20 protein-coding genes are annotated in these 20,525 nt (G+C 69.2%); 6 read left to right on the forward strand and 14 right to left on the reverse strand.

Going from position 1 to position 20,525, the window contains the following annotated elements; translation table 11 throughout:
- Positions 1–504: 504 nt before the first annotated feature.
- From P6166_RS06740 to P6166_RS06755, 4 genes are read right to left on the reverse strand one after another with little or no spacing between them, the layout of a single operon-like run.
- Positions 505–1,491 carry a bile acid:sodium symporter family protein gene (locus P6166_RS06740; protein ID WP_277763713.1) on the reverse strand — a complete coding sequence of 329 codons (987 nt, stop codon included), beginning with the start codon at positions 1,489–1,491 and terminating at the stop codon, positions 505–507.
- Positions 1,492–1,536: 45 nt separating this feature from the next.
- On the reverse strand, positions 1,537–2,025 hold the full coding sequence (locus tag P6166_RS06745; protein ID WP_277763714.1) for a sulfur transferase domain-containing protein: 489 nt from the start codon (positions 2,023–2,025) through the stop codon (positions 1,537–1,539).
- A 9-nt stretch (positions 2,026–2,034) separates the two neighbouring features.
- Positions 2,035–3,762: a DNA primase gene (gene dnaG, locus P6166_RS06750; RefSeq protein WP_277763715.1), complete on the reverse strand. Its 1,728-nt coding sequence runs from the start codon at positions 3,760–3,762 to the stop codon at positions 2,035–2,037.
- A 46-nt stretch (positions 3,763–3,808) separates the two neighbouring features.
- The gene (locus tag P6166_RS06755) at positions 3,809–4,666 is read right to left on the reverse strand and encodes a YihY/virulence factor BrkB family protein (RefSeq protein WP_345781864.1); all 858 of its coding nucleotides are present in this window, start codon (positions 4,664–4,666) and stop codon (positions 3,809–3,811) included.
- A gap of 169 nt (positions 4,667–4,835) precedes the next feature.
- Between P6166_RS06755 and P6166_RS06760 the strand changes: the two genes are divergently transcribed.
- Positions 4,836–5,756, forward strand: coding sequence for a hypothetical protein (locus P6166_RS06760; RefSeq protein WP_277763717.1), 921 nt, complete (start codon positions 4,836–4,838; stop codon positions 5,754–5,756).
- Positions 5,757–5,811: 55 nt separating this feature from the next.
- On the opposite strand, the gene P6166_RS06765 is transcribed toward P6166_RS06760, so the two are convergent.
- Complete coding sequence (locus P6166_RS06765; RefSeq protein WP_277763718.1) at positions 5,812–6,258, reverse strand: GatB/YqeY domain-containing protein; 447 nt, start codon at positions 6,256–6,258, stop codon at positions 5,812–5,814.
- Positions 6,259–6,414: 156 nt separating this feature from the next.
- Positions 6,415–6,630 carry a 30S ribosomal protein S21 gene (gene rpsU / locus P6166_RS06770; RefSeq protein ID WP_002808376.1) on the reverse strand — a complete coding sequence of 72 codons (216 nt, stop codon included), beginning with the start codon at positions 6,628–6,630 and terminating at the stop codon, positions 6,415–6,417.
- A 121-nt stretch (positions 6,631–6,751) separates the two neighbouring features.
- On the opposite strand from rpsU, the gene tsaD reads away from it, so the two are divergent.
- The 3 genes from tsaD (at position 6,752) to P6166_RS06785 (ending at position 10,463) form a co-directional block, all read left to right on the forward strand.
- Positions 6,752–7,810: a tRNA (adenosine(37)-N6)-threonylcarbamoyltransferase complex transferase subunit TsaD gene (tsaD, locus tag P6166_RS06775; RefSeq protein WP_277763719.1), complete on the forward strand. Its 1,059-nt coding sequence runs from the start codon at positions 6,752–6,754 to the stop codon at positions 7,808–7,810.
- A complete protein-coding gene (gene folB / locus P6166_RS06780) occupies positions 7,803–8,156 on the forward strand; it encodes a dihydroneopterin aldolase (protein ID WP_277763720.1) in 354 nt (117 codons plus the stop codon). The genes tsaD and folB overlap by 8 nt, the downstream gene beginning before the upstream one ends.
- A gap of 132 nt (positions 8,157–8,288) precedes the next feature.
- Complete coding sequence (locus P6166_RS06785; RefSeq protein WP_277763721.1) at positions 8,289–10,463, forward strand: glycoside hydrolase family 3 N-terminal domain-containing protein; 2,175 nt, start codon at positions 8,289–8,291, stop codon at positions 10,461–10,463.
- 64 nt (positions 10,464–10,527) lie between these two features.
- Here the strand turns inward: P6166_RS06785 and P6166_RS06790 are convergent, their stop codons facing one another.
- Positions 10,528–11,634, reverse strand: a complete 1,107-nt coding sequence (locus P6166_RS06790; protein WP_277763899.1) for a PQQ-dependent sugar dehydrogenase — start codon at positions 11,632–11,634, stop codon at positions 10,528–10,530.
- A gap of 117 nt (positions 11,635–11,751) precedes the next feature.
- A complete protein-coding gene (locus P6166_RS06795) occupies positions 11,752–12,072 on the reverse strand; it encodes a hypothetical protein (protein ID WP_277763722.1) in 321 nt (106 codons plus the stop codon).
- 135 nt (positions 12,073–12,207) lie between these two features.
- Between P6166_RS06795 and P6166_RS06800 the strand changes: the two genes are divergently transcribed.
- The gene (locus P6166_RS06800; RefSeq protein ID WP_277763723.1) at positions 12,208–12,717 is read left to right on the forward strand and encodes a hypothetical protein; all 510 of its coding nucleotides are present in this window, start codon (positions 12,208–12,210) and stop codon (positions 12,715–12,717) included.
- Positions 12,718–12,721: 4 nt separating this feature from the next.
- Here P6166_RS06800 and P6166_RS06805 read toward each other — a convergent pair whose 3' ends face one another.
- The 6 genes from P6166_RS06805 to P6166_RS06830 all read right to left on the reverse strand — a co-directional run bounded on the left by P6166_RS06805 (position 12,722) and on the right by P6166_RS06830 (position 18,755).
- Complete coding sequence (locus tag P6166_RS06805; protein WP_277763724.1) at positions 12,722–13,219, reverse strand: hypothetical protein; 498 nt, start codon at positions 13,217–13,219, stop codon at positions 12,722–12,724.
- 89 nt (positions 13,220–13,308) lie between these two features.
- Positions 13,309–14,601, reverse strand: coding sequence for an amino acid permease (locus tag P6166_RS06810; RefSeq protein WP_277763725.1), 1,293 nt, complete (start codon positions 14,599–14,601; stop codon positions 13,309–13,311).
- Positions 14,598–15,308 carry a L,D-transpeptidase family protein gene (locus tag P6166_RS06815; RefSeq protein WP_277763900.1) on the reverse strand — a complete coding sequence of 237 codons (711 nt, stop codon included), beginning with the start codon at positions 15,306–15,308 and terminating at the stop codon, positions 14,598–14,600. The genes P6166_RS06810 and P6166_RS06815 overlap by 4 nt, the downstream gene beginning before the upstream one ends.
- 52 nt (positions 15,309–15,360) lie before the next feature.
- Positions 15,361–16,212 (reverse strand): MurR/RpiR family transcriptional regulator, encoded by an 852-nt coding sequence (locus tag P6166_RS06820; RefSeq protein ID WP_277763726.1) that lies wholly within the window; start codon positions 16,210–16,212, stop codon positions 15,361–15,363.
- A gap of 69 nt (positions 16,213–16,281) precedes the next feature.
- Positions 16,282–17,379: a dipeptide epimerase gene (locus P6166_RS06825; RefSeq protein ID WP_277763727.1), complete on the reverse strand. Its 1,098-nt coding sequence runs from the start codon at positions 17,377–17,379 to the stop codon at positions 16,282–16,284.
- On the reverse strand, positions 17,376–18,755 hold the full coding sequence (locus P6166_RS06830; protein ID WP_277763901.1) for an SH3 domain-containing protein: 1,380 nt from the start codon (positions 18,753–18,755) through the stop codon (positions 17,376–17,378). The genes P6166_RS06825 and P6166_RS06830 overlap by 4 nt, the downstream gene beginning before the upstream one ends.
- 300 nt (positions 18,756–19,055) lie before the next feature.
- Here P6166_RS06830 and P6166_RS06835 point away from each other — a divergent pair, with 300 nt between their 5' ends.
- Positions 19,056–20,498 (forward strand): transglutaminase domain-containing protein, encoded by a 1,443-nt coding sequence (locus P6166_RS06835; protein WP_277763902.1) that lies wholly within the window; start codon positions 19,056–19,058, stop codon positions 20,496–20,498.
- Positions 20,499–20,525 lie beyond the last annotated feature (27 nt).

Below are 20,525 nucleotides of genomic sequence, written 5' to 3' on the forward strand. Positions count from 1 at the left end.
GACACGCCGTGAATCCATCCATGGAGGCTCGTAGGCGACATCCATGTCGCCTACGGTCCCGAAAGGGCCCCGCCCCCGCAGACCCTCCAGGTCTCCATGACCGGACGGCAACATCCACGGCCGCGTACCCACAGCGCGCCGAATGACTGGCGTGCTTCAGCCGCGATGCGGGAAAGCAAGCGCAAGAATTGAAGAGGGAGCGACGTGGAAGTTGGAGAGCAGGCTTTTGCTTCGCTCTTCCCTCCCACTCTCCCCGCGCGCCTTAACGAAGTGGGGACACCAAGGCGCCTAGCCCCGGCCTGCCGTATAGGGGCGTCAGCGGGCCATGGATGGCCCGCGGCGGCGAATCGGACATGGATGTCTGCTGAGCCGTGACGACCCTATACGGCAGGCCGGGGCCCGCACCGCAAGGCAACAACGCCCACCGCCCAGCACGACCGCGCCCCCAAAAAATCACAAACCGACCATCCACCAGAACCCGACACCCCAGACAGAAAAGCCACCTCACCCGTCCCCGCGCAACCCCCTGTCCCGCGCATACCGCTGCGCCACCACCGCACACACGATCAGCTGTATCTGGTGATAGATCATGATCGGCAACACGATCGCCCCCAGGCTCCCCGCCGAGAACATCACCTTCGCCATCGGCACACCCGTGGCCAAGCTCTTCTTGGAGCCGCAGAACACGATCGGAATCTCGTCTTCGCGCGAAAACCCCAGCCGCCGCGCGATGAAGGTGATCAAGGTCATCGCCACCGCCAGCAGCGCAATCGCAAACCCTGCCACTGCCAGCAGCGCCGGCACCGGCGTCTTGTGCCAGAGCCCCTCGTTCACCGCCGCGCTGAAGGCCGTGTAGACCACCAGCAGGATCGTGCCCTGGTCGGTGTAGCGCAGGATCGCGCGCCGCCGCTCCACCCAGCCCCCGATCCACGGCCGCAGCAGGTGCCCGGCCACGAACGGCACCAACAGCTGCAGCAAGATCTTGCCGATCGCCTCGAACGGATGCGCCATCCCGCCCTGCGCGCCCACCAGCACGCCCATCAGCAGCGGCGTCAGGAACACGCCCAGCAAGCTCGACAACGAGGCGCTCACCACGGCCGCGGGCACGTTGCCGCCCGCCATCGAGGTGAACGCAATCGAGGACTGCACCGTGGAGGGCAGCGCGCACAGGAACAGCACGCCGATGAACAACTCCGGCGTGAGCAGCGTATGCGCCACCGGCTTGGTCAGCAGGCCCAGCAGCGGATACAGCACGAACGTGCAGGCGAGGATGGTGAGGTGCAACCGCCAGTGCAGCGCGCCGGCCCGCACGGCTTCGCGCGAGAGACGTGCGCCATGCAGGAAGAACAGTGCCGCGATGGCCAGGTCGGTGGCGTCGTCCATCACCGCGGCGGCGCCGCCGCGCACGGGCAGCAGGGATGCCAGGGTGATGGTGCCCAGCAGGGCGAGGGTGAAAGGATCCAGGCGCAGGCGCGCCAGCCATGACTTCATCGGAATACCGCGAACGTGGGGGGAAAGAACACTGCCGCGCTGGCCTCAAGGCGCCGCGTCGTGGAACCGGGCGCGTACCGTCGGTTCCAGCGAGCCCAGCCCGGCGGCGCGACCTTCGGCCAAGGCTTCTTCGTCACTGGCGCCGCGCGCATGCGCCGAGAGCGCGAGCAACGCGCCGACGCGGTTGCCCGAGGCGCAATGCAGCAGCACCGGGCCCTGCGCGGTATCCAGCGCGGATTGAAGTGCTTGCGCGTTGGCCGGTGTGATGTCCTGCGCGCCGGCCACCGGCAAGGCGATGTACCGCAGGCCGAGCGCTCGCGCGGTGTCCGCCTCGGCATAGCCGCGCGGTTCCTCCGCGCCTCGCAGGTCGATCACCGTGGTCACGCCCTGCGCGGCGAGGGCACGCAGCGTGGCTTCATCGGGCTGGCCGCCCGCATAGAGCGCCGGGTGCACGAGGCGCGGCGCGTGGCCCTCCGCCTGCGCCAGCAGCGGAAGCATCAGCAGCAGCAGGCAGAGCAGGCGCGGCAACGGCATGGTGAATCCTCAGCGGAAGGCGGCGCGGGCCTTGAGCAGCTCGCGCATTTCGTATTTGTCGGTGTCGTCCAGGCCCTGCGCGCGCTGCTTGGCCTGCAGCTCCTCGATGCGCTGGCGCACCAGCTGGTGTTCGAGCTGCACGGCAACATCATGCAGCTCCTGCGCCCAGATCTGCGCATCGCCCGGGAGTTCCTGCGCGGCGAGCTTGTGCAGTGCCGCCTGTTCCTCGCGCTCGGCATAGTGTTCGAGCAACGCGCCGGTGGTGATCTCCGGGCGCTGGCGCACCAGTTCGATCAGCTCCAGCAGCAAGTCCACGCCGGGCAGGCGCAGTCCGGCGAAGTCATGGTGGTTCTCGATGCTGGCCGCGAGCGAGGGCTGCTGCAGCAGGATCGCGATGGCACTGCGCACCAGGCTGCGCTTGTGGGTCGGGGTGACTGGACGCGGCGGCGGCGATACCGCCGGCGTGTGGGCATTGCCGCCGCCCACGCCGGTCATCCGCGCCAGCTGCTGGCGCATCAGGTCGCCGAACGCGCCATCGGGAATTTGCGCGAGCATCGGCCGCGCGCGCTCGGCCAGCCGCGCGCGGCCGTCGAGCGTGTTGAGGTTGATTTCCTTCGACATCTCGTCGAAGAAGAACTGCGATAGCGGCGTGGCCTGTTTCAGGCGCTCGTCGAACGCCTCGGCGCCTTCCTTGCGCACGATGGTGTCCGGGTCCTCGCCATCGGGCAGGAAAAGGAAGAAGGCCTGCCGGCCATCCTTCATGCGCGGCAGCACCGATTCGAGCGCGCGCCAGCCGGCCTTGCGGCCCGCGTTGTCGCCGTCGAAGCAGAAATACACGTCCGGGGCGTTGCGGAACAGCAGTTCGGCATGTTCCGGCGTGGTCGCCGTGCCCAGCGTCGCCACCGCCTGGGTGACGCCGAACTGGAACAGCGACACCACGTCCATGTAGCCCTCCACCACGATCAGCCGCTCGATCTTCTGGTGCGCCTGGCGTACCTGCCACAGGCCGTACAGCTCGCGGCCCTTGTGGAACAGGGCGGTCTCCGGCGAATTGAGGTACTTCGGGCCGTCGTCCTTCTCCATCACGCGGCCGCCGAAGGCGATGACACGGCCGCGGCGGTCGAAGATCGGGAACATCACCCGGTCGCGGAACTTGTCGTAGACGTGGCCGCGGTCGTTCTTGGAGAACAGGCCGGCGCGGTCGAGCAGTTTCATGCGGCGCTCGTCGGTGCCCAGCGCATCCTTGAGCGCGCTGTAGCCGTCCGGCGCGTAGCCAATGGAGAAGCGCGCGCGGGTGTCGGCATCCACGCCACGGCCTTCCAGGTACTCGCGCGCCTTGGCGCTGCCTTCCAAGTGCTTCTGGAAGAAGCGCGTGGCCGCGTCGAGGGCGGCGTAGAGGTCGCGGCTGTCGTCCTGCTGGGCGGCATTGCGCTGCTGGGTGTCCCGTGGCACTTCCATGCCCGCGCGCTTGGCCAGCTCGTCCACCGCGTCGAGGAACTCGAGGCGGTCGTAGTTCATCAGGAAGCTGATCGCCGTGCCGTGCGCGCCGCAGCCAAAGCAGTGGTAGAACTGCTTGGTCGGCGAGACGGTGAACGAGGCCGAGCGCTCGTCGTGGAACGGGCAGCGCGCCGAGTATTCCTTGCCCTGGCGCTTGAGCGGCACCCGCCCGCTGATCACCTCGACGATGTCCGTCCGGGCAAGCAGGTCGTCGATGAAAGCGTCGGGAATGCGGGCCATCCGCATAGGATGCCACGGGCGTCGCGCCGTAGGCGCCGTCGGGGCTTCAGGTTTCCGGGGCGGGGCGGTGCGGCGGCGGGACGTTGGCCGGGTCGATGCCCGCCGCGTCAAGCTTGTAGCGGGCCCGGGTGCGTTCGTCGATCACGGCGGTGATCAACGCGCCGACGAAGAACACCACGCTGGCGTAATACATCCACACCAGCAGCACCACCAGCGCGCCCATCGACCCGTATGCGCTGCCCGGCGCGGCCTCGCTGATGTACAGGCCGATGGCGTAGCGCCCCAGCGCGAACAGCGCGGCGGTGATGATGCCGCCCAGGATGGCCTGCCGCCACGACACCAGCCGGTCCGGCAGGTAGCGGTAGAGGAAGGCGAAGGCCAGCACGTAGACCAGCAGCGTGGTGACGTAGCCCACCGCCGGCAGCACCGAGGGCAGCCGCGCGAAGGCCACCTGCAGCGCAGTGGTGGCGATCATCGACACCAGCAGCAGGAAGCCCAGCGCCAGGACCACGCCGAAGGAGAACACGCGCTTCTTCAGCCACGCCAAAATGCCGGCCAGGCGCTGGCGGTCGGTATGGAAGATCAGGTTGAGCGCGTTCTGCAGCTGGGCGAACACCGCCGTGGCGCCGACGAACAGCAGCAGCGTGCTCCAGGTGCCGGCCATCGTGCCGATGCCCGGCTGCGCGGTGGCGTTGTCGATCACGGTCTGCGCCACGGTGGCCGAGCTGCCGCCGATGAGCTGGCCGACCTGCGCCACCAGCGCTTCCTGCGCCGGCGGGTAGAGCGAGGCGGTCAGCCACAGCAGCAGCACCAGCAACGGCGCCAGCGACAGCAGGGCGTAGAAGGACAGCGAGGCCGCCTGCGTCATCACGTCGATCTCGATGAAGCGGTTGAGCAAGGCCATGGGCAGGCTGTGCTGCACGCGGTCGATGTATTTGCGCAGGTGCGGGTCAAGATCCATATCGGGGCGGTATCATCGGCTCGGGGATCATCCGAGGGGAATGACGGTCGCGCAGGTGCGCGGGCCGCGGCGGATGGCTTTCGGAGCTGATTAACGCAAAGGAGATGTGATCGTGAAGAGAACTCTGTTGGCGGCCGTGTGCCTGGGAATGGCATGGACGGCGCAGGCGGCGCCTGCGTGCGAGGACAATTTCAAGGCCATCGGTGATCCGCGCAACGGCCAGGCGTTCCTTTCCACGGTGACGGTCGCCGGCCTCACGCCGCGCAGCGCGCTGGGCCAGGTTCGCCGTTTCGCCAAGGACGAAGGTTTCGAGACCGGCGGCGAGCTGTACGACGCCAAGGGCAACGGCGAATTCTTCTACGTGCAGAACGGGCTGCGCCTGCCGCTGGTGTTCATGGCCAACGCGGAGAACGGCGGCAACGTCGCCATCACCGTGAAGCTGGCGCGCGGGCAGGTCGTGAAGGAAGAAGACGCGCGCAAGGGCCTGTGCGACATCCTCGGCAAGCTCAAGGCCGGCAAGGAAGGCGAGGCGATCGCCGCGGCCGCGCGCGAGGCCGATGGCGTGGACCGCTACGAGGACGTGGACGCCACGCAGCTGTCGGACAAGCTGGAGAAGGAGGCCAAGAAGACCGCCTCGGCCGGCGCCGGCACGCTGTCGTTCAAGGACCTGATGCTGGGCGGCACGTCGAGCCGCGAGTCGAGCGAGCAGGTCGCCCAGGCGTTGCTGCCGTTCTACGCACGCTATATCGGCAAGAAGTTCCGCGTCGACGGCCAGCTCTACACGGTCTCGCACAATCCCTACAGCGGCACCGACGACGTGGCCTACCTGGTGACCAAGAGCCGTGGCCTGTTCAAGGTGCGCGACGGCGCGGACATGAACCTGGGGCGCTTCCAGATCAAGTGCACGATGGCGCCGGACCAGAAGGCGTTCTTCACCACGTTGAAGGGCCAGGACTACGCCAAGCTCGAAGGCACGGTGGCCAACGTCACCGGCGCCGGCATCGAGATGAAGGACTGCCGCCAGGCGCGCTGAGCGCCGTGGCGGGGAGGGGCCGGGCGATCGTCGATCGTCCGGCCCGCTTGCCGGATCAGCCGGCGAGCTGCTGCTTCACCAGCGTGGAGACCAGGCCCATGTCGGCCTGGCCGGCGAGCTTGGGCTTGAGCACGCCCATCAGCTTGCCCATGTCGGCCGGGCCCTTGGCGCCGGTTTCGGCGATGGCGGCCTGGATGGCGGCGACGATGTCCGCCTCGCCCATCTTGGCCGGCAGGTAGCGCTCGATCACCCCGATCTCCTCGCGCTCCACCGAGGCGAGGTCTTCGCGGTTGGCGGCCTCGTACTGGGTCACCGAGTCCTTGCGCTGCTTGACCATCTTGTCGAGCACGGCGACCACGGCGGTGTCGTCCAGCTCCACGCGCTCGTCGACTTCCCGCTGCTTGATCGCCGCGTTGATCAGCCGGATCACGCCCAGGCTGTGCTTGTCGCCGCCCTTCATGGCGGCCTTCATGTCTTCGGTGAGCTGCTGCTTGAGGGTCATGGAGCACCTGGTGTTGGATGAATGGGTGGGATCGCCCCGGGGAGGTCCGTTCGGCGGGGCCCAAAGCAAAAAGCCGGCGACGCTCGCGCGTGCCGGCTTCAGGCCCTCGACCCGGGTCGCGCCATGGACGCCCCCCGGATCAGGTGAAAAGCGCTATCAGTACAGGCGCTGACGCTTGGTGACGTCGCGCGACGAACGGCGCAGCTGGCGCTTCACCGCAGCGGCGGCCTTGCGCTTGCGCTCCTGGGTCGGCTTTTCGTAGAACTCGCGCTTGCGGGTCTCGGCCAGCACGCCGGCCTTCTCGCAGGTGCGCTTGAAACGGCGGAGCGCAAACTCGAAGGGCTCGTTCTCGCGGACTTTGACGCTGGGCATGGAATCTCCGGGACTATGATGACCGGGTTAGGTCCCGGTGAGCCGCGCATTATAACGGCTTGCCGACGACGTGCAAGCCCCCGGGCTTGCCTCCGGCGCTGGCGGGTCCACAATGGGCGGCATGAAAGTCCTTGGCATCGAATCGTCCTGCGACGAGACCGGCGTGGCCGTCTACGACACCGGCCTGGCGCCGGACCAGGCCCTGCGCGCCCACCACGTCTACAGCCAGATCGCCCTGCACGCCGAATACGGCGGCGTGGTGCCCGAGCTGGCCAGCCGCGACCACGTGCGCAAGCTGCTGCCGCTGGTCCGGCAGACCCTGGCCGACGCCGGCCTGGCGCCGGCCGAACTGGACGGGGTGGCCTATACCGCAGGGCCGGGCCTGGTCGGTGCGCTGCTGGTCGGCGCCGGCGTGGCGCGCTCGCTCGCCTGGGCGCTGGACGTCCCGGCCATCGGTGTCCACCACATGGAAGGCCACCTGTTGGCGCCGTTGATGGAAGACGACCCGCCCGAGTCGCCGTTCGTGGCCTTGCTGGTCTCCGGCGGGCATACCCAGCTGGTGGCGGTGGACCGCATCGGCGCCTACCGCCTGCTGGGCGAGACGCTGGACGACGCGGCCGGTGAGGCCTTCGACAAGACCGCCAAGCTGATGGGCCTGCCGTACCCGGGTGGCCCGCAACTGGCCAAGCTGGCCGAGCAGGGCACGCCCGGGCGCTTCCGCTTCGCCCGCCCGATGACCGACCGCCCCGGCCTGGATTTCAGCTTCTCCGGCCTGAAGACCCAGGTCCTGCTGGCCTGGCGCGACAGCGACCAGAGCGAGACCACCCGCGCCGACATCGCGCGCGGTTTCGAGGATGCGGTGGTCGATACCCTGGCGATCAAGTGCGAGCGCGCGTTGGACGCGGCCGGCTGCGACACGCTGGTGGTGGCCGGCGGCGTAGGCGCCAACCGCCGCCTGCGCGCCAAGCTGCAGGAGATGGCTGCCCGCCGTGGCGGGCGGGTGTGCTTCCCGCGTCCGTCGCTGTGCACCGACAACGGCGCGATGATCGCCTTCGCCGGTGCGCTGCGCCTGGAGGCGGGCCAGCACGACGACGCTTCCGTCCACGTCACCCCCCGCTGGGACATGGCCACGCTGGCCCCGCTTGCACAGGAAAACGGAGCCCATCCGGCGCATGGATAAGGTTTTTATCGAGGGGCTGGAGATCGACGCCCTGATCGGCATCTACGACTGGGAGCGGCGGATCCGCCAGACCCTGCGCTTCGACCTGGAAATGGGCTTCGACAACCGTCGCCCCGCCGCCAGCGACGACATCGCCGACACCCTGAACTACAAGGCCGTCAGCAAGCGGCTGGTGGAATTCGTCGGCCAGTCCGATTTCGGCCTGGTCGAGACCCTGGCCGAGCGCTGCGCGCAGATCGTCCTGGACGAGTTCGACGTGCGCTGGCTGCGCCTCAAGCTCAGCAAGCCGGGGGCCGTGCGCGGCGCCCGCGCGGTGGGCGTGATCATCGAGCGCGGCCGCGAGTGAGCCTGTCCCCGCCGGGCCCGTCCCGGCGGCGTTGCCTCGATTCGCCGGCGAATGGAAAATGCGCCTTTTCACCCTGGGCGGCCCGGCGGAAGCTATGATGGGCGGCCATGTAAACGTTTTCTCAAGGACTCCATGGCAGCCGACCGCATCTCCGCCCTGATCGCCCGCATGACCCTCGAGGAGAAGGTCGGACAACTGGGCGTCTTCGCCGACATGGTCCGGCCGTTTGCCCCGGACGTGAACCCGGAAACCAACGTGGCCAACGCCGATGAAGTGCTGGCGCAGGTGCGCGCCGGCCGCGTCGGCACGCTGTTCAATGGCGTGGGCGCGGAACTGGGCCGGCAGATCCAGCAGGTCGCGGTGGAGGAGAGCCGGCTCGGCATCCCGGTGCTGCTGGCCGCGGACGTCATCCACGGCATGCGTACCGTGTTCCCGATTCCGCTGGGCGAGGCGGCGAGCTTCGAGCCGGACTTGGCCGAGCGCACCGCCCGCGCGACCGCCGTGGAAGCCACCGCCGCCGGCCTGCATTGGACCTTCGCCCCGGCCGTGGACATCGCCCGCGACCAGCGTTGGGGCCGCGGCGCCGAAGGGGCCGGCGAGGACGTCGTGCTGGGCTGCGCGTTTGCCGCCGCGCGCGTGCGCGGCTTCCAGGGCGACGACCTCAAGGCCGCCGACAGCCTGCTCGCCACGCCCAAGCACTTCGCCGCGTATGGCGCGGTGGCCGCGGGCATGGAATACAACTACGTCGAACTCGCCCCGCAGACCCTGCGCGACGTGCACCTGCCGCCGTTCAAGGCCGCCTTCGAGGCCGGCGCGCTGACGGTGATGTCGTCCTTCAACGACATCAACGGCGTGCCGGCCAGCGCCAACCACGAACTGCTCACCGATATCCTGCGCGGCGAATGGAAGTTCCCTGGCGTGGTGATCTCCGACTACACCGCCGACATGGAGCTGGTCGCGCACGGCTATGCCGCCGACGACCGCGACGCGACGAAGAAGGCCTTCCTCGCCGGCCTGGACCTGAGCATGCAGAGCGGCTTCTACGCCGCGCACCTGCCCGACTTGGTCGAAAGCGGCGAGGTGCCGATGGCCGTGGTGGATGCCGCCGTGCAACGCGTCCTCGCGTTGAAGGAAGCGATCGGCCTGTTCGACAACCCGTATCGCTCACTGGACGCCGCGCGAGAGGCCGATACGCGCCATCTCGCCGCGCACGATGCGCTCTCGCGCGAGGCCGCGCGGCGTTCGATCGTGCTGCTGCGCAACGAGGGTGGCGTGCTGCCCCTGCGCAAGGACGGCCAGAAGATCGCGCTGATCGGCCCGTTCGCGCGCGACCGTGACAACATCGAAGGCTGCTGGACGCTGTTTGGCGACAAGACGCGCTACGTGGCGTTGGACCAGGGCCTGCGCGCGGCGCTGGCGGCCCCGGAATCGCTGGTGGTGGTCGACGGCTGCCAGCTCGAGGCGCCGCTGGACGGCGGTATCGAGGCGGCCGTGGCCGCCGCGCGCGACGCCGACGTGGTGGTGCTGGCGCTGGGCGAGCCGCAGCGCTACAGCGGCGAGGCGCAATCGCGCACCGAGATCGTGGTGCCGCCCGCGCAGCAGGCGCTGGCCGAGGCGGTGGCCGCCACCGGCACGCCGGTCGTGGCGCTGCTGCGCAACGGCCGCGCGCTGGCGCTGCAGGGCGCCGTGCGCGACGCGCAGGCCGTGCTGGTGACCTGGTTCCTCGGCACGCAGACCGGCACCGCGGTGGCCGACGTGCTGTTCGGCGACTACAACCCCTCCGCGCGCCTGCCGGTGAGTTTCCCGCAGGTGAGTGGGCAGCAGCCGTATTTCTACAACCACCCGCGCACCGGGCGGCCGGAGCTGCCGACGATGTCGGAGTTCAAGGCGCGCTGGCGAGAGATTCCCAACGAGGCGCTGTATCCGTTCGGGTTCGGCCTGAGCTACACCACGTTCGCCTACGACCTGCCGCGGCTGGACAAGCCGGTGCTGGGCTGGGACGACGTGCTGACCCTGCGCACGACGGTGCGCAACACCGGTGCGGTGGCGGGCGAGGAAGTGGTGCAGCTGTACGTGCACGACCGCGTTGCCAGCCGTGTGCGGCCGGTGCGTGAGCTGAAGGACTTCCGCAAGATCGCGCTGGCGCCGGGCGAGAGCGCGGAGGTGGTGTTCACGCTGGATCGTCACGCCCTGGCGTTCACCAATCCGCGTGGCGAATTCGGCGCCGAGCCGGGCGTGTTCGACGTGTGGGTGTGCGCGAACGCCACCGCTGGCGAGCCCGTGCAATTCGAACTGTTGGGCAACTGATCGCAAGCCAGCGAATCGAGGGCCGGCGGTTGCGTCGGCTCCCCGATTCGTGGGTGCGTCAGGCTCAGGCGCGCGGAGAAAGCCGCAGCAGGCGGCCAGCGCCCGCGTCCTTGCCGTCCTCCAGCAACCAGATCGCTCCGTCCGGGCCTTGTTCAACCTCGCGGATGCGCTGGCCCATGTCGTAACGCTCCACCTCGCGCGCCTGTTCGCCCTCGAACGCCACGCGCACCAGCGCGTGCGACGACAGCCCGCCGATGAAGCCGTTGCCACGCCACGCGGGGAACTGGGTGCCGCTGTAGATGATGAAACCCGCCGGGGAGATCACCGGCGTCCAGGTGATCTTGGGCGCGGCGAATTCCGGGCGGGTGTCGTGATCGGGAATCGGCTTGCCGTCGTAGTGGTCGCCGTTGGAGACCACCGGGTAGCCGTAGTTGGCGCCGCGCTCGATCAGGTTGAGCTCGTCGCCGCCTTGCGGGCCCATTTCGTGCTCCCACAGCCGCCCCTGCGCGTCGAAGGCGATGCCCAGCGCGTTGCGATGGCCCAGCGACCATACCTGTGCGGCCACGCCGCCTTCGCGGGCGAACGGGTTGTCGGCCGGTACGCTGCCGTCCTCGTTGAGCCGCACGATCTTGCCCAGGTTGCTGCGCATGTCCTGCGCCGGATCGAACTTCTGGCGTTCGCTGGAAGTGATCCACAGCTTGCCGTCCGGACCAAAGGCGAGGCGATGGCCGTAATGGCCCTTGCCGCTCACCTTCGGCACCTGGCGCCAGATCACCTTGAAGTCGGACAACGTCCCGCCGCCCTTCTCGTCCAGGGCCAACTTCGCCCGCCCGACCGCGCCGCCGCGCGTATCGCCTTCGCCGGGCTCGGCGTAGCTCAGATACACCCAGCCGTTGCGGGCGAAATCCGGATGCGGCAGCACGTCGCCCAACCCACCCTGGCCCCCGTAGGCCACCTCCGGCACGCCGGAAACGGCGCCCTTGCGGCCGCTGCGGGGATCCAGGCGCTGCAACTTGCCCGCCTTCTCGCTCACCAGCAGCGTGCCGTCAGGCAGGAATGCCATGGCCCACGGCTCGTCGAAGCGGGCCACTTCGGTGGCGGTGAACGGCCACTGCGCGCGCGCGATCGCGGCGGGCGCATCGGTGGCCAGGGCGGGCAGCGGCGCGGCCAGCGCCAAGGCGATGGCGCTGGCCCACAAGGCACGGGCGGGACGATGGAAGGACATGGTCAAACTCCTTGGATCGTGGTCTCGCACCTTAACCTCTCACCCGCGCAAGGTGCGAGCGGGTCAAGCCGGGCCACGGCCCCAGTCGCCGGCACGCTCCCAGGCGCGGCGCACCGCGTGGCGCGCCTTGCTCCAGGCGAGGCTGTCGCTGCCGCGGTCGGTTTCCCAACGCTGGCGCAACTCGGCTTCCACCTGCTCGTAGGCCTGTTCGAAATTGCGCACCCGCGCCTCGTGGCCTGCGAGGTAGGCCGGCTCGTAGTCCTCGAAGTGCTCGCCCTCGGCGTAATAGGGTTCCTCGGCGAACTGCTCGCGCCAGTAGCGCGAGACGGCATCGCGGTCGTTCTCTTCCGGCGCGCGGCCGGGAATCTGGTAGGTCACGTTCATGGGATGGCTTCCTCTTGGCGTAGGCGCAACTTAGGACGCGGGCCGTTAAATGCGGCGGCAGGACGGGTGAGGGCGCCATTAACGGCGCGTGTACTTGCGGTTACGATCCGGCTTTCCATCCAGGGGGATTGCCGCATGCCTGCGCAGACGTTGTCGCCGTTGATGCCCTACCTCACCGCCGCCGGCATGGGGCTGCTGTACTACCGGCGCATGCGCCGCTACTTCGGGCGACAACCCTGGCAACCCAAGCGCACCCTCGCGCGCGTGGTGCTGCTGGTGATCGTGACGGCCATGCTGGTGCTGCTGGCCTGCGTGGTGCCGCACGTGGCGTGGGGCATGGCCGGCGGTGCGGTCGCCGGCGTGGCGCTGGGCCTGTTCGCGCTGCATCACACGCGCATCGAGCTGGACAACGGCGTCGCCAGCTACACGCCCAATCCATGGATCGGCGGTGTGCTTGGCGTGCTGCTGATCGGGCGCCTGGCATGGCGGTGGAGCCAGGGCGCGTTCTCGTCCGGCTTCGGCCAGACGACGCAGCAGGCAAGCCCGCTCACCTTGGCCATTGCCGCTGCCCTGGTGCTGTACTCGCTCACCCAGGGCGTGGGGTTGATGTGGCGCATGCGCGCGCTGCACGCGACGCCGCGCTGAGCGATCAACTCGCCGCGCTGGTGGCCTCGTAGGGCAGCGGCGCGGCACCGGTGGCGCGGATCGCCCCGTCGGCACGCGCCAGCACAGGCTCCTCCGCATCAAGTACGAGCAGGATGCGGCCTGCGCCGATTTCCTCCTCAAAGCGGCGCCGAACCGGGTCCGGCACGCTGGCGCCGACCAGCGCCGAAGACCACGAACCCACCAGCGCCCCGGCCAGCGTCATCACTCCGACACCGGCCAGCGTGATGCCCAGTGGCGGCACGGCCACGGCGATCAATCCCGCCAGCAGGCCGGCCGCACCACCACCGGCGGCGCCGCGCGCGATGGCGGGCATGAAGTCCGTCTTGGCCTCCTTGCGCTCGTCGGGGATGTCTTCCAGTTCGATATCGCCGCGTGCGATCAGCGAGAGATCGTCGTTCTCCACGCCGGCGCCGCGCGCGGCCTGCAGCGCGCGCTGCGCGTCGGCGACGTTCGACGTGCTGTAGACATGACGGGTTTTCATCCTCGCTCCCAGCCGCCGGGTGTGGGGGCCAGCGTCCGCAGCCGGCGGTTATGCGCCGGTGAGCGGAGCGAGAAGCCGGTGCGAACGGCCTACGGCTGCTTGCGCGGGAACAGGTAGATACCCGCGCCGATCAGCAGGGCCACGCCGGTGGCCGCCAGGTTCTGCCAGCTCGCGCTGGCCAGCAGCGCCAGCGACAGCGCCAGCGCGGCCAGCGGGATCAGCGGCCCGCCAGGCAGGCGCAGCACGTCGCGGCGCTCGCGGTAGCGGCGCGCCAGCACGAGCACCGCCGCCGCCGTGCCGATGTAGGCCAGCAGCCGCGTGACCATCGACAGCAACGCCAGCTGCACGAAGGAGCCGGACAGCGCCAGGGCCAGCGAGATCACGCCCTGCGTGAGCACCGCCGCGGCCGGGGTGTGGAAGCGCGGATGCACGCGTGCAAGGAACGCCGGGCCGTAGCCATCGCGCGCCAGCGCGTAGAGGAAGCGTGGCCCCAGCATCACCGTGTTGCTGGTGGTGCCGAGGATGGAGATCGTTGCGCCCACGGTGAGCACCAGCGCCAGGAACTCGCCGCCGAAGCGGCTGGCGGCATCGGCCAGCGGCGCCTGCGAGGTGGCGATGCCCGGCAGGTTGCCCTGCGCGACCAGCTGCACCAGCGCGTAGATCAGCGTGACGGTGACGATCATCGTGACCAGCGCGAAGGGCAGGTCGCGGCGCGGGTTGTGGTATTCGCTGGCCGCGGCGGGGATGTTCTCGAAGCCGGCATAGGCGAACAGCAGCAGCAACGCCGCCTGGCCGAGGTGGCCGGCGTCGCGCAGGTCCGGCGCCTGCCCGGAGAACGCCCAGCCCCAGTCGATGTAGAACACGCCGATGCCGATGAACAGCAGCAGCGGCACCAGCTTGCCGATGGCCAGGGCCACGCCGGTACGCGCGGCCGAGCGCACGCCGATCACATTGATGCCGGTGAGCAGCGCCAGGGAGCCGGCCACCACGCACAGCCGCGCGATGCCCGCGCTGCCGGCGGCCGGCCAGAAACGCGCCACCGCATCGGCCAGGCCGTTGCTCAGGGCTGCCGCCGAACTGATGCGGGTCAGCCAGATCATCCAGCCGATCTCGAAACCGACGAACGGGCCGAAGGCTTCGCGCGCGTACAGGTAGCTGCCGCCGGGCTGGTCGAAGCAGCTGGCCGCCTGCGCATAGCAGGCCACCAGCAGCGCCACCACGACGCCGGCGAGCACCACCGCCCACAGGCTCATCGGGCCCAGCAGCGCGGCGGTGGCGGCGGGCAGCAGGTAGATGCCGCTGCCGATGACGTCGTTGATCGACAGGCCGACCAGCTGCCAGCGGCCGACCGCGCGGATCAGTTTGGGTTGCGGTGCGCTCATTTCGCCTCCGGCAGCTGCCAGTCCGCTTGCAGGCGCGCGTACTCGGCGCGTGGCAGCAGCACGAATTGCGGGTGTGCCTCCGGACGCAGCCAGCGCATCAGCCGCCGCATGTCGGCGGGCGCCATCGCGGTGCAGCCGGCGGTGGTTTCCCCGGGCGTGCGCCACAGGTGGGCGAAGATGCAGCTGCCGCTCTGCGGCACGTTGCCGGGGTTGTGCTGGATGACGAAGCCTTCGCGGTAGCGGCGGTCGCCGTCGTGGTGCAGGTCCAGGCGCATCGCTTCGGTGGAACCCTTCACGGCCTCGGCGCCGACATCGCGCGCATCGACGATGCGGTTGTACAGCGGCGAGGCGGGCACGTCGATGCACCAGCTGTCGGCCTGCATCTGGCGATAGGGCATCGCGCTGTCGATGTGCGCTTCGTAGCCGAACGCCGGTCCGATGGCGAACACCCCGGCCGGACTGCGGCCATCGCCCTCGTGCTTGCGCGGCTCGCCGTCACCGGCGGCCAGGCCGGTGCCCCATGCGCTGCCGTGGCGGCCGATGGCCACGGCGAAGCCCGGGCCGCTGGGCTGCCAGCCCTGCGCGGTGCGCGCGTAGGCTTGCAGATGTCCTTGGTTGGCCGCCCAGTCCTCGGTCACGACCACCACCAGCTGGTCGGCGGCGGCGGTCGGGGCAGGCGCGGCTTGCGCGCCCCCGGTGATGGCCAGCGTGGCGAGCAGCGTGACGGCGAGGCGGAAGGACACGGGCAAGGCTCCAGGGTCAGGAGGCGAGCAGGTGCTGCACCCGCTCCAGGTTGTGCGCAAGCTGGCGGTGCCGTTCCGGATTGCTCTGGCACAGCAGCACGAAGACGAAGTCGAGCAGGTATTGCAGCGAGGAGCGATAGAGCAGCTGTTCGATATGCGGCGCCGGGTCGTGGGCGGAGATCGCCAGCGAGGCGTCGGCCATCGCGCGCAGCGGGTTGGCCGTGTGGCGGGTGATCGACACCAGCTTGCCGCCGGCGCCCTGGAACTCGCGCGCGGCGTGGCCCAGCTGCGGCATCTGCCCAAATTCGGAGAACATCAGCAGCACGTCGCCGGGCCGTACCGCCGAGAGGTTGGAGATCAGCAGGATCGGGTCGGCATGGTGCACGGTGAGCACACCCAGCAGCGAGAGCCGCATCGCGAACTCGCGTGCGTACACGCCATCATCGCCCAGCCCGCAGACGAACACCTTGGGCGCCTGGTCGAGCAGGCCGACGATGGTCTCCACGTCCGCGCGCGGATTGAGCAGGCGCGTTTCCTCTTCGGCCGCGGCCTTGCTGGCGCGTAATGCCTCGTCCAGGGCGGCATAGGCATCCCCGCCGGCGGCGGGCTGGCGCGCGGCCTCGGCCTGGCCGTTGCCGGCGCGGGCCACCGCCTCGCCCACCGAATACTTCAGGTCCGGATAGCCCTTGAAGCCGAGCTTCTGGCTGAACTTCACCACCGACGACTGGCTGATGCCCAGCGCGCTGGCCAGCTGCTGGGACGAGTAGTCGCGCAGCAGGTGGGCGTTGTCGAGGATGAAGTCGGCGATGCGGCGTTCGATGGCCGACATGCTGTCGCGTTCGGAGCGGATCTTCAGCAAGGGCGGCATGGCGGGCGGTGCGGGCCTGGGTGATCTTTCGGTGGAATCTAGGGTGGGCCTGAAAGCAAAGTCAAAGGCTCACAGGTCGAGCAGCTCCAGCCCGCGGATCTCGCGGATGCCCAGGCCCGGCGCGTCGGTGATGGTGATCTCCGATTCGTTGAAGATCACCCCGCCTTCGACCGGGTTGAACTGGCCCAGCGAGGGGCCGTCCAGGTCCACCTTGGTGATCGCGTCGGACTTGGCCACCGCCAGGTGCACCGCCGCCGCCACGCTGATGCTGGATTCGATCATGCAACCGATCATGCACGGGATACCGTAGAGCTGGGCGATGTCGGCAATGCGGATCGCATTGGCAATGCCGCCGGTCTTCATCAACTTGATGTTGATGATGTCCGCGGCGCGGCGCTGGATCAGGTCGAACACCTGCGAGGGCGCGAAGACGCTCTCGTCGGCCATCACCGGCGTGTTGACGCGCTCGGTGACGTACTTCAGCCCGTCGATGTCGGAGGCCTTCACCGGCTGCTCCAGCAGTTCCAGCACCACGCCCGCTTCCTCCAGCGTGCGCATGGCGTGTACCGCCTGCTTGGCGGTCCAGCCCTGGTTGGCGTCCAGGCGCAGCAACGCGCGGCCTTCCACCGCGGCGTGGATCGCCTTCACCCGCTCGATATCCACCCCGATGTCCTTGCCCACCTTGATCTTCAGGGACTCGAAGCCGCGGTCGATCGCCGAGAGCGAATCGGCCACCATCTTGTCGATGTAGTCCACGCTGATGGTGATGTCGGTGGTGATCACCGGGTCGCCGCCGCCGAGCATCTTGTACAGCGGCGCGTTGTGCAGCTGTGCCCACAGGTCGTAGACGGCGATCTCCACCGCCGCCTTGGCGCTGGTGTTGCGCTCCATCGAGGTCTGGATGAGCGTGCTGAGCCGGTTGAGGTTGGCGATCTCCTGGCCCACCAGCCGCGGGCCGATGAAGCGGTGGATCGCCTCGATGATCGAGCCGAGCGTGTCGCCGGTGATCGGCGCGGTGGCCGCCGCTTCGCCGTAGCCGGTATGGCCGGTGTCGGTGTGGATCAGCACCACCACGTCCTCGACCGTCTCCACGGTACGCAGGGCGGTCTTGAAGGGGGTCTTCAACGGCACGCGCAGCATGCCGAGCTGGATATCGGTGATCTTCATTCGGGTTTCCGCGGGCGGATGCGCTGGATGTTGGTGATGCGGTCGACGTAGGTGACGGTATCGCTGGCGAGCATGGGCTCCAGCGGGGTCACCGACACGCCGTTGAGGTGCGCCGAGACGCGCTTGCCGTCCGGGCCGGCCCAGCCGCCGCCGGCGGTGTCGTGGATCATGTAGGTCAGCCCCTGGTCGTGACCGAGCGTCACCATGACGTGGCCGGGAATGTAGACCAGATCGCCGACCTGCAGTTCGCGCACCGCAGCCAGCCGCTTGGCCGCGCCGTCGCCCTGGTCGAAGGCGATGCGGTCCAGCGCCGGGCTCACCGCCTGTGCGCTGGTGTTGCGTGGCATCAGCACGCCGAAGCTGCGGTAGATCTCCGAGACAAAGCCGCTGCAGTCGCGCGTGTCGTAGGAGTGGCCCCAGCCGTAACGCTCGCCGAGGAACTTGAAGGCCTGGGTGATGAGGTTGCGTGGCGTCAGCGGCAGATAGTCGGACGCGGTGTCGGCGGTACGCGGCAGCAGGGCGGGCACGAGGTCCAGTCCGCCGTCGGGCTTGCGGATCGGCAGTTGCACCACCCAGGCGGTGTAGGGCTGCTGGCCATTGACCGCCTGCTGCGCCGGCCAGTCCGCCAGCAGCGGCACGCGCACGCCCATGTCCAGCTGCAGGCGCGAGACCTGCGGCTGCTCGGGCGTGTAAGTGGTGAATGCGGTGGCGCCGGTGATCACGCGGTAAGGCCCACGCGCGCCGTAACCGAACACCTGTTCGGCCGGGCCGGTGGCGACGGCGGTCTTCTCGATCCACGCCTTGTAGCGCTCGCTGGCGACGAACAGCCATTGGCCGTCGGCGCTCTCGTGCAGGACCGCGACTGCATCGCCGGGGAACAGCGCGGACTCCTGGAACCGGTCGATGTCGGTGTCGTCCTGGCTGCTGAAGACGCGGGTATCGGTGGGGAAGGTGCGCAGCGCGGCGCGGCGGGTGACCAGCCCGTATTGCAGCGTGCGCTGCGCGGGAATGCGGTCGAGCGCGAGGTTGGCTACGAAGGCGTCGAGCCGTGCGGCATCGATCGGCTGGCCGTGTCCGTCATACAGCGGGCGCTGCGGGCGAACCGAAAGCTGGTCGATCTCGCCACGCACGAAACCGGCCTGCAGCGACGCGGGCAGGGCGTGCAGGTCATGGATCGCCTTGTCCTGCGCGCGCATGCGGGCGTTCTGCGCGGCGATGCCGGCGCGGTCGAGGATGACGCGGTCCGGCTCGGACTGGCGGGCCACCCAGTAATCGGGCGTCAGCTGCCGCGGGCTCACGCCGACAACGCCGGTGACCGGGTCGGTCGGCACCACGGCAGGCGCGGCGAGCGCGAGGGATGCGGCCAAGCCGAGCATCAGGCCCGCGGCGAGGCGGAACGGCGGAATGCAGCAGCGCGCACGAACGCGCGAAAGAACAGTCATCGGCGGCCTCCCCGGAGAACGTTCAAGAATATTTATTCCTTTGGCTCGTCATTGCAAGAATAAATTATTGACCCTCTGCCAGCATCGTGTTACACAGCGATGACCCACCTTCACCGGGGAAGTGTCGTCGTGGACCTGCGCTCTGACCACCCTTGCTTGCCTGCCGACAGCTTCGCCCGTCCTCGCGCGGCGCGAAAGCACCGGGGTGCCGGCGTGTTGCTGCTGGGCCTGCTCGTGGGTGGAGCGGCGGGGGCGGCGCAGCCGGTGCCGCTGGCGCAGGTCGGCGCGCAGATCGACGCCGGGCACTTCCGCGAGGCTGAGGTGGACATCACCGCCGCGCTCGCCGCACCGGGCCTGGATGCCGACGCCCGCAGCGCTTATGCATTCGAACGCGAGCGCATGCGCCGCATGCGCCTGGACTTCAGCCTCGATGCCGAGGCCGCCAAGGAAAAACTTCGCCGCACGATCCCGAACCTGCGCGACGACGAGTTCGCCGCCTGGGACAAGGCTGGCCTGCTGGAACACCTCGATATCGACGGCACGCGCTACTACTTCAACCGCGCGCCTTCCAACCTGTTCCGCCTCAGCGCCGAGGCAGCCGCGCGGCAGCGCGCCGGCACGCCGCCCCCGAAGGACGGCCCTTACGAAAATCTCGGCCCCCATCACCGCGCGGTGATCGCCGCCGCGCAGGCCTCGCCGGGGCAAACCAGCCTGCTGCCGCATCGCGTGCGCATCACCCAGTCGCTGACCGTGAATGCTGACGCGGTGCCGGCAGGCGAAGTGGTGCAGGCGTGGATCCCATACCCGAGCGCGATCCCCGGCCAGCAGGAAGACATCCGCTACCTGGGCAGCGTGCCGTCCGGCGCGCAGGTTGCCCCGCCCGCCACGTGGCAGCGCACCGCGCACCTGCAACGCAAGGCCGTCGCCGGCAAACCCACCGAATTCTCGGTGAGCTACGAAGTGACGATCTACGCGCGCCATTTCGACATCGACCCGGCGCGCGTGCAGGCCACGCCCAAGGATCCCGCGCTGGCGCCGTACCTGGCCGAGCGCCCGCCGCATATCGTGTTCACCCCGGCGATGCGCGAGTTCTCGCGGCAGGTGGTCGGTGACGAAACCAACCCCTACCGCATCGCCCGCAAGCTCTTCGCCGCGGTGGACCGCATCCCGTGGGGCGGCGCGCGCGAATACTCCACCATTCCCAACATCAGCGATTACGCCCTGCACGCCGGCCACGCCGACTGCGGGCAGCAGACCCTGCTGCTGATGACCCTGCTGCGCATGAACGGCATTCCCGCGCGCTGGCAGTCCGGCTGGACGTTCTCGGACAACGACGTCGGCTACGCCAACCTGCACGACTGGGGCTGGCTGTACCTGGCGCCCTACGGCTGGGTGCCGATGGACGTGACCACCGGCGCGCTGGACAGCGACGAGCCGGCTCTGCGCGACTTCTACTTCGGCGGCCTCGACAGCTACCGCATCGTCTTCAACGACGACTACGCGCAGCCGCTGGTGCCGGCCAAGCAGCATTTCCGCTCCGAGACGGTCGACTCGCAGCGCGGTGAAGCCGAATGGCGCGGCGGCAACCTCTATTTCGACCAATGGGATTACCACTTCGACTGGCAGATCCTGCCGGCCGCCGGGCGCCGGGAGGGCGCGTCGAACGCCGCACGCTGACGGAGCGGGTCCACCACTACTTCAACG

Source organism: Stenotrophomonas sp. HITSZ_GD, assembly GCF_029543105.1.
Taxonomy (GTDB): domain Bacteria; phylum Pseudomonadota; class Gammaproteobacteria; order Xanthomonadales; family Xanthomonadaceae; genus Stenotrophomonas_A.

What these genes read in the sequence shown, in the direction of transcription:
- P6166_RS06800 (WP_277763723.1), top strand. Translation starts at nt 12,208, where the DNA reads ATGCCTGCGCAGACGTTGTCGCCGTTGATGCCCTACCTCACCGCCGCC.
- P6166_RS06820 (WP_277763726.1), bottom strand. Translation starts at nt 16,212, where the DNA reads ATGCCGCCCTTGCTGAAGATCCGCTCCGAACGCGACAGCATGTCGGCC.
- P6166_RS06810 (WP_277763725.1), bottom strand. Translation starts at nt 14,601, where the DNA reads ATGAGCGCACCGCAACCCAAACTGATCCGCGCGGTCGGCCGCTGGCAG.
- tsaD (WP_277763719.1), top strand. Translation starts at nt 6,752, where the DNA reads ATGAAAGTCCTTGGCATCGAATCGTCCTGCGACGAGACCGGCGTGGCC.
- P6166_RS06785 (WP_277763721.1), top strand. Translation starts at nt 8,289, where the DNA reads ATGGCAGCCGACCGCATCTCCGCCCTGATCGCCCGCATGACCCTCGAG.
- P6166_RS06830 (WP_277763901.1), bottom strand. Translation starts at nt 18,755, where the DNA reads ATGCTCGGCTTGGCCGCATCCCTCGCGCTCGCCGCGCCTGCCGTGGTG.
- P6166_RS06740 (WP_277763713.1), bottom strand. Translation starts at nt 1,491, where the DNA reads ATGAAGTCATGGCTGGCGCGCCTGCGCCTGGATCCTTTCACCCTCGCC.
- P6166_RS06825 (WP_277763727.1), bottom strand. Translation starts at nt 17,379, where the DNA reads ATGAAGATCACCGATATCCAGCTCGGCATGCTGCGCGTGCCGTTGAAG.
- P6166_RS06795 (WP_277763722.1), bottom strand. Translation starts at nt 12,072, where the DNA reads ATGAACGTGACCTACCAGATTCCCGGCCGCGCGCCGGAAGAGAACGAC.
- P6166_RS06755 (WP_345781864.1), bottom strand. Translation starts at nt 4,666, where the DNA reads ATGGCCTTGCTCAACCGCTTCATCGAGATCGACGTGATGACGCAGGCG.
- P6166_RS06805 (WP_277763724.1), bottom strand. Translation starts at nt 13,219, where the DNA reads ATGAAAACCCGTCATGTCTACAGCACGTCGAACGTCGCCGACGCGCAG.
- P6166_RS06765 (WP_277763718.1), bottom strand. Translation starts at nt 6,258, where the DNA reads ATGACCCTCAAGCAGCAGCTCACCGAAGACATGAAGGCCGCCATGAAG.
- folB (WP_277763720.1), top strand. Translation starts at nt 7,803, where the DNA reads ATGGATAAGGTTTTTATCGAGGGGCTGGAGATCGACGCCCTGATCGGC.
- rpsU (WP_002808376.1), bottom strand. Translation starts at nt 6,630, where the DNA reads ATGCCCAGCGTCAAAGTCCGCGAGAACGAGCCCTTCGAGTTTGCGCTC.
- P6166_RS06745 (WP_277763714.1), bottom strand. Translation starts at nt 2,025, where the DNA reads ATGCCGTTGCCGCGCCTGCTCTGCCTGCTGCTGCTGATGCTTCCGCTG.
- dnaG (WP_277763715.1), bottom strand. Translation starts at nt 3,762, where the DNA reads ATGGCCCGCATTCCCGACGCTTTCATCGACGACCTGCTTGCCCGGACG.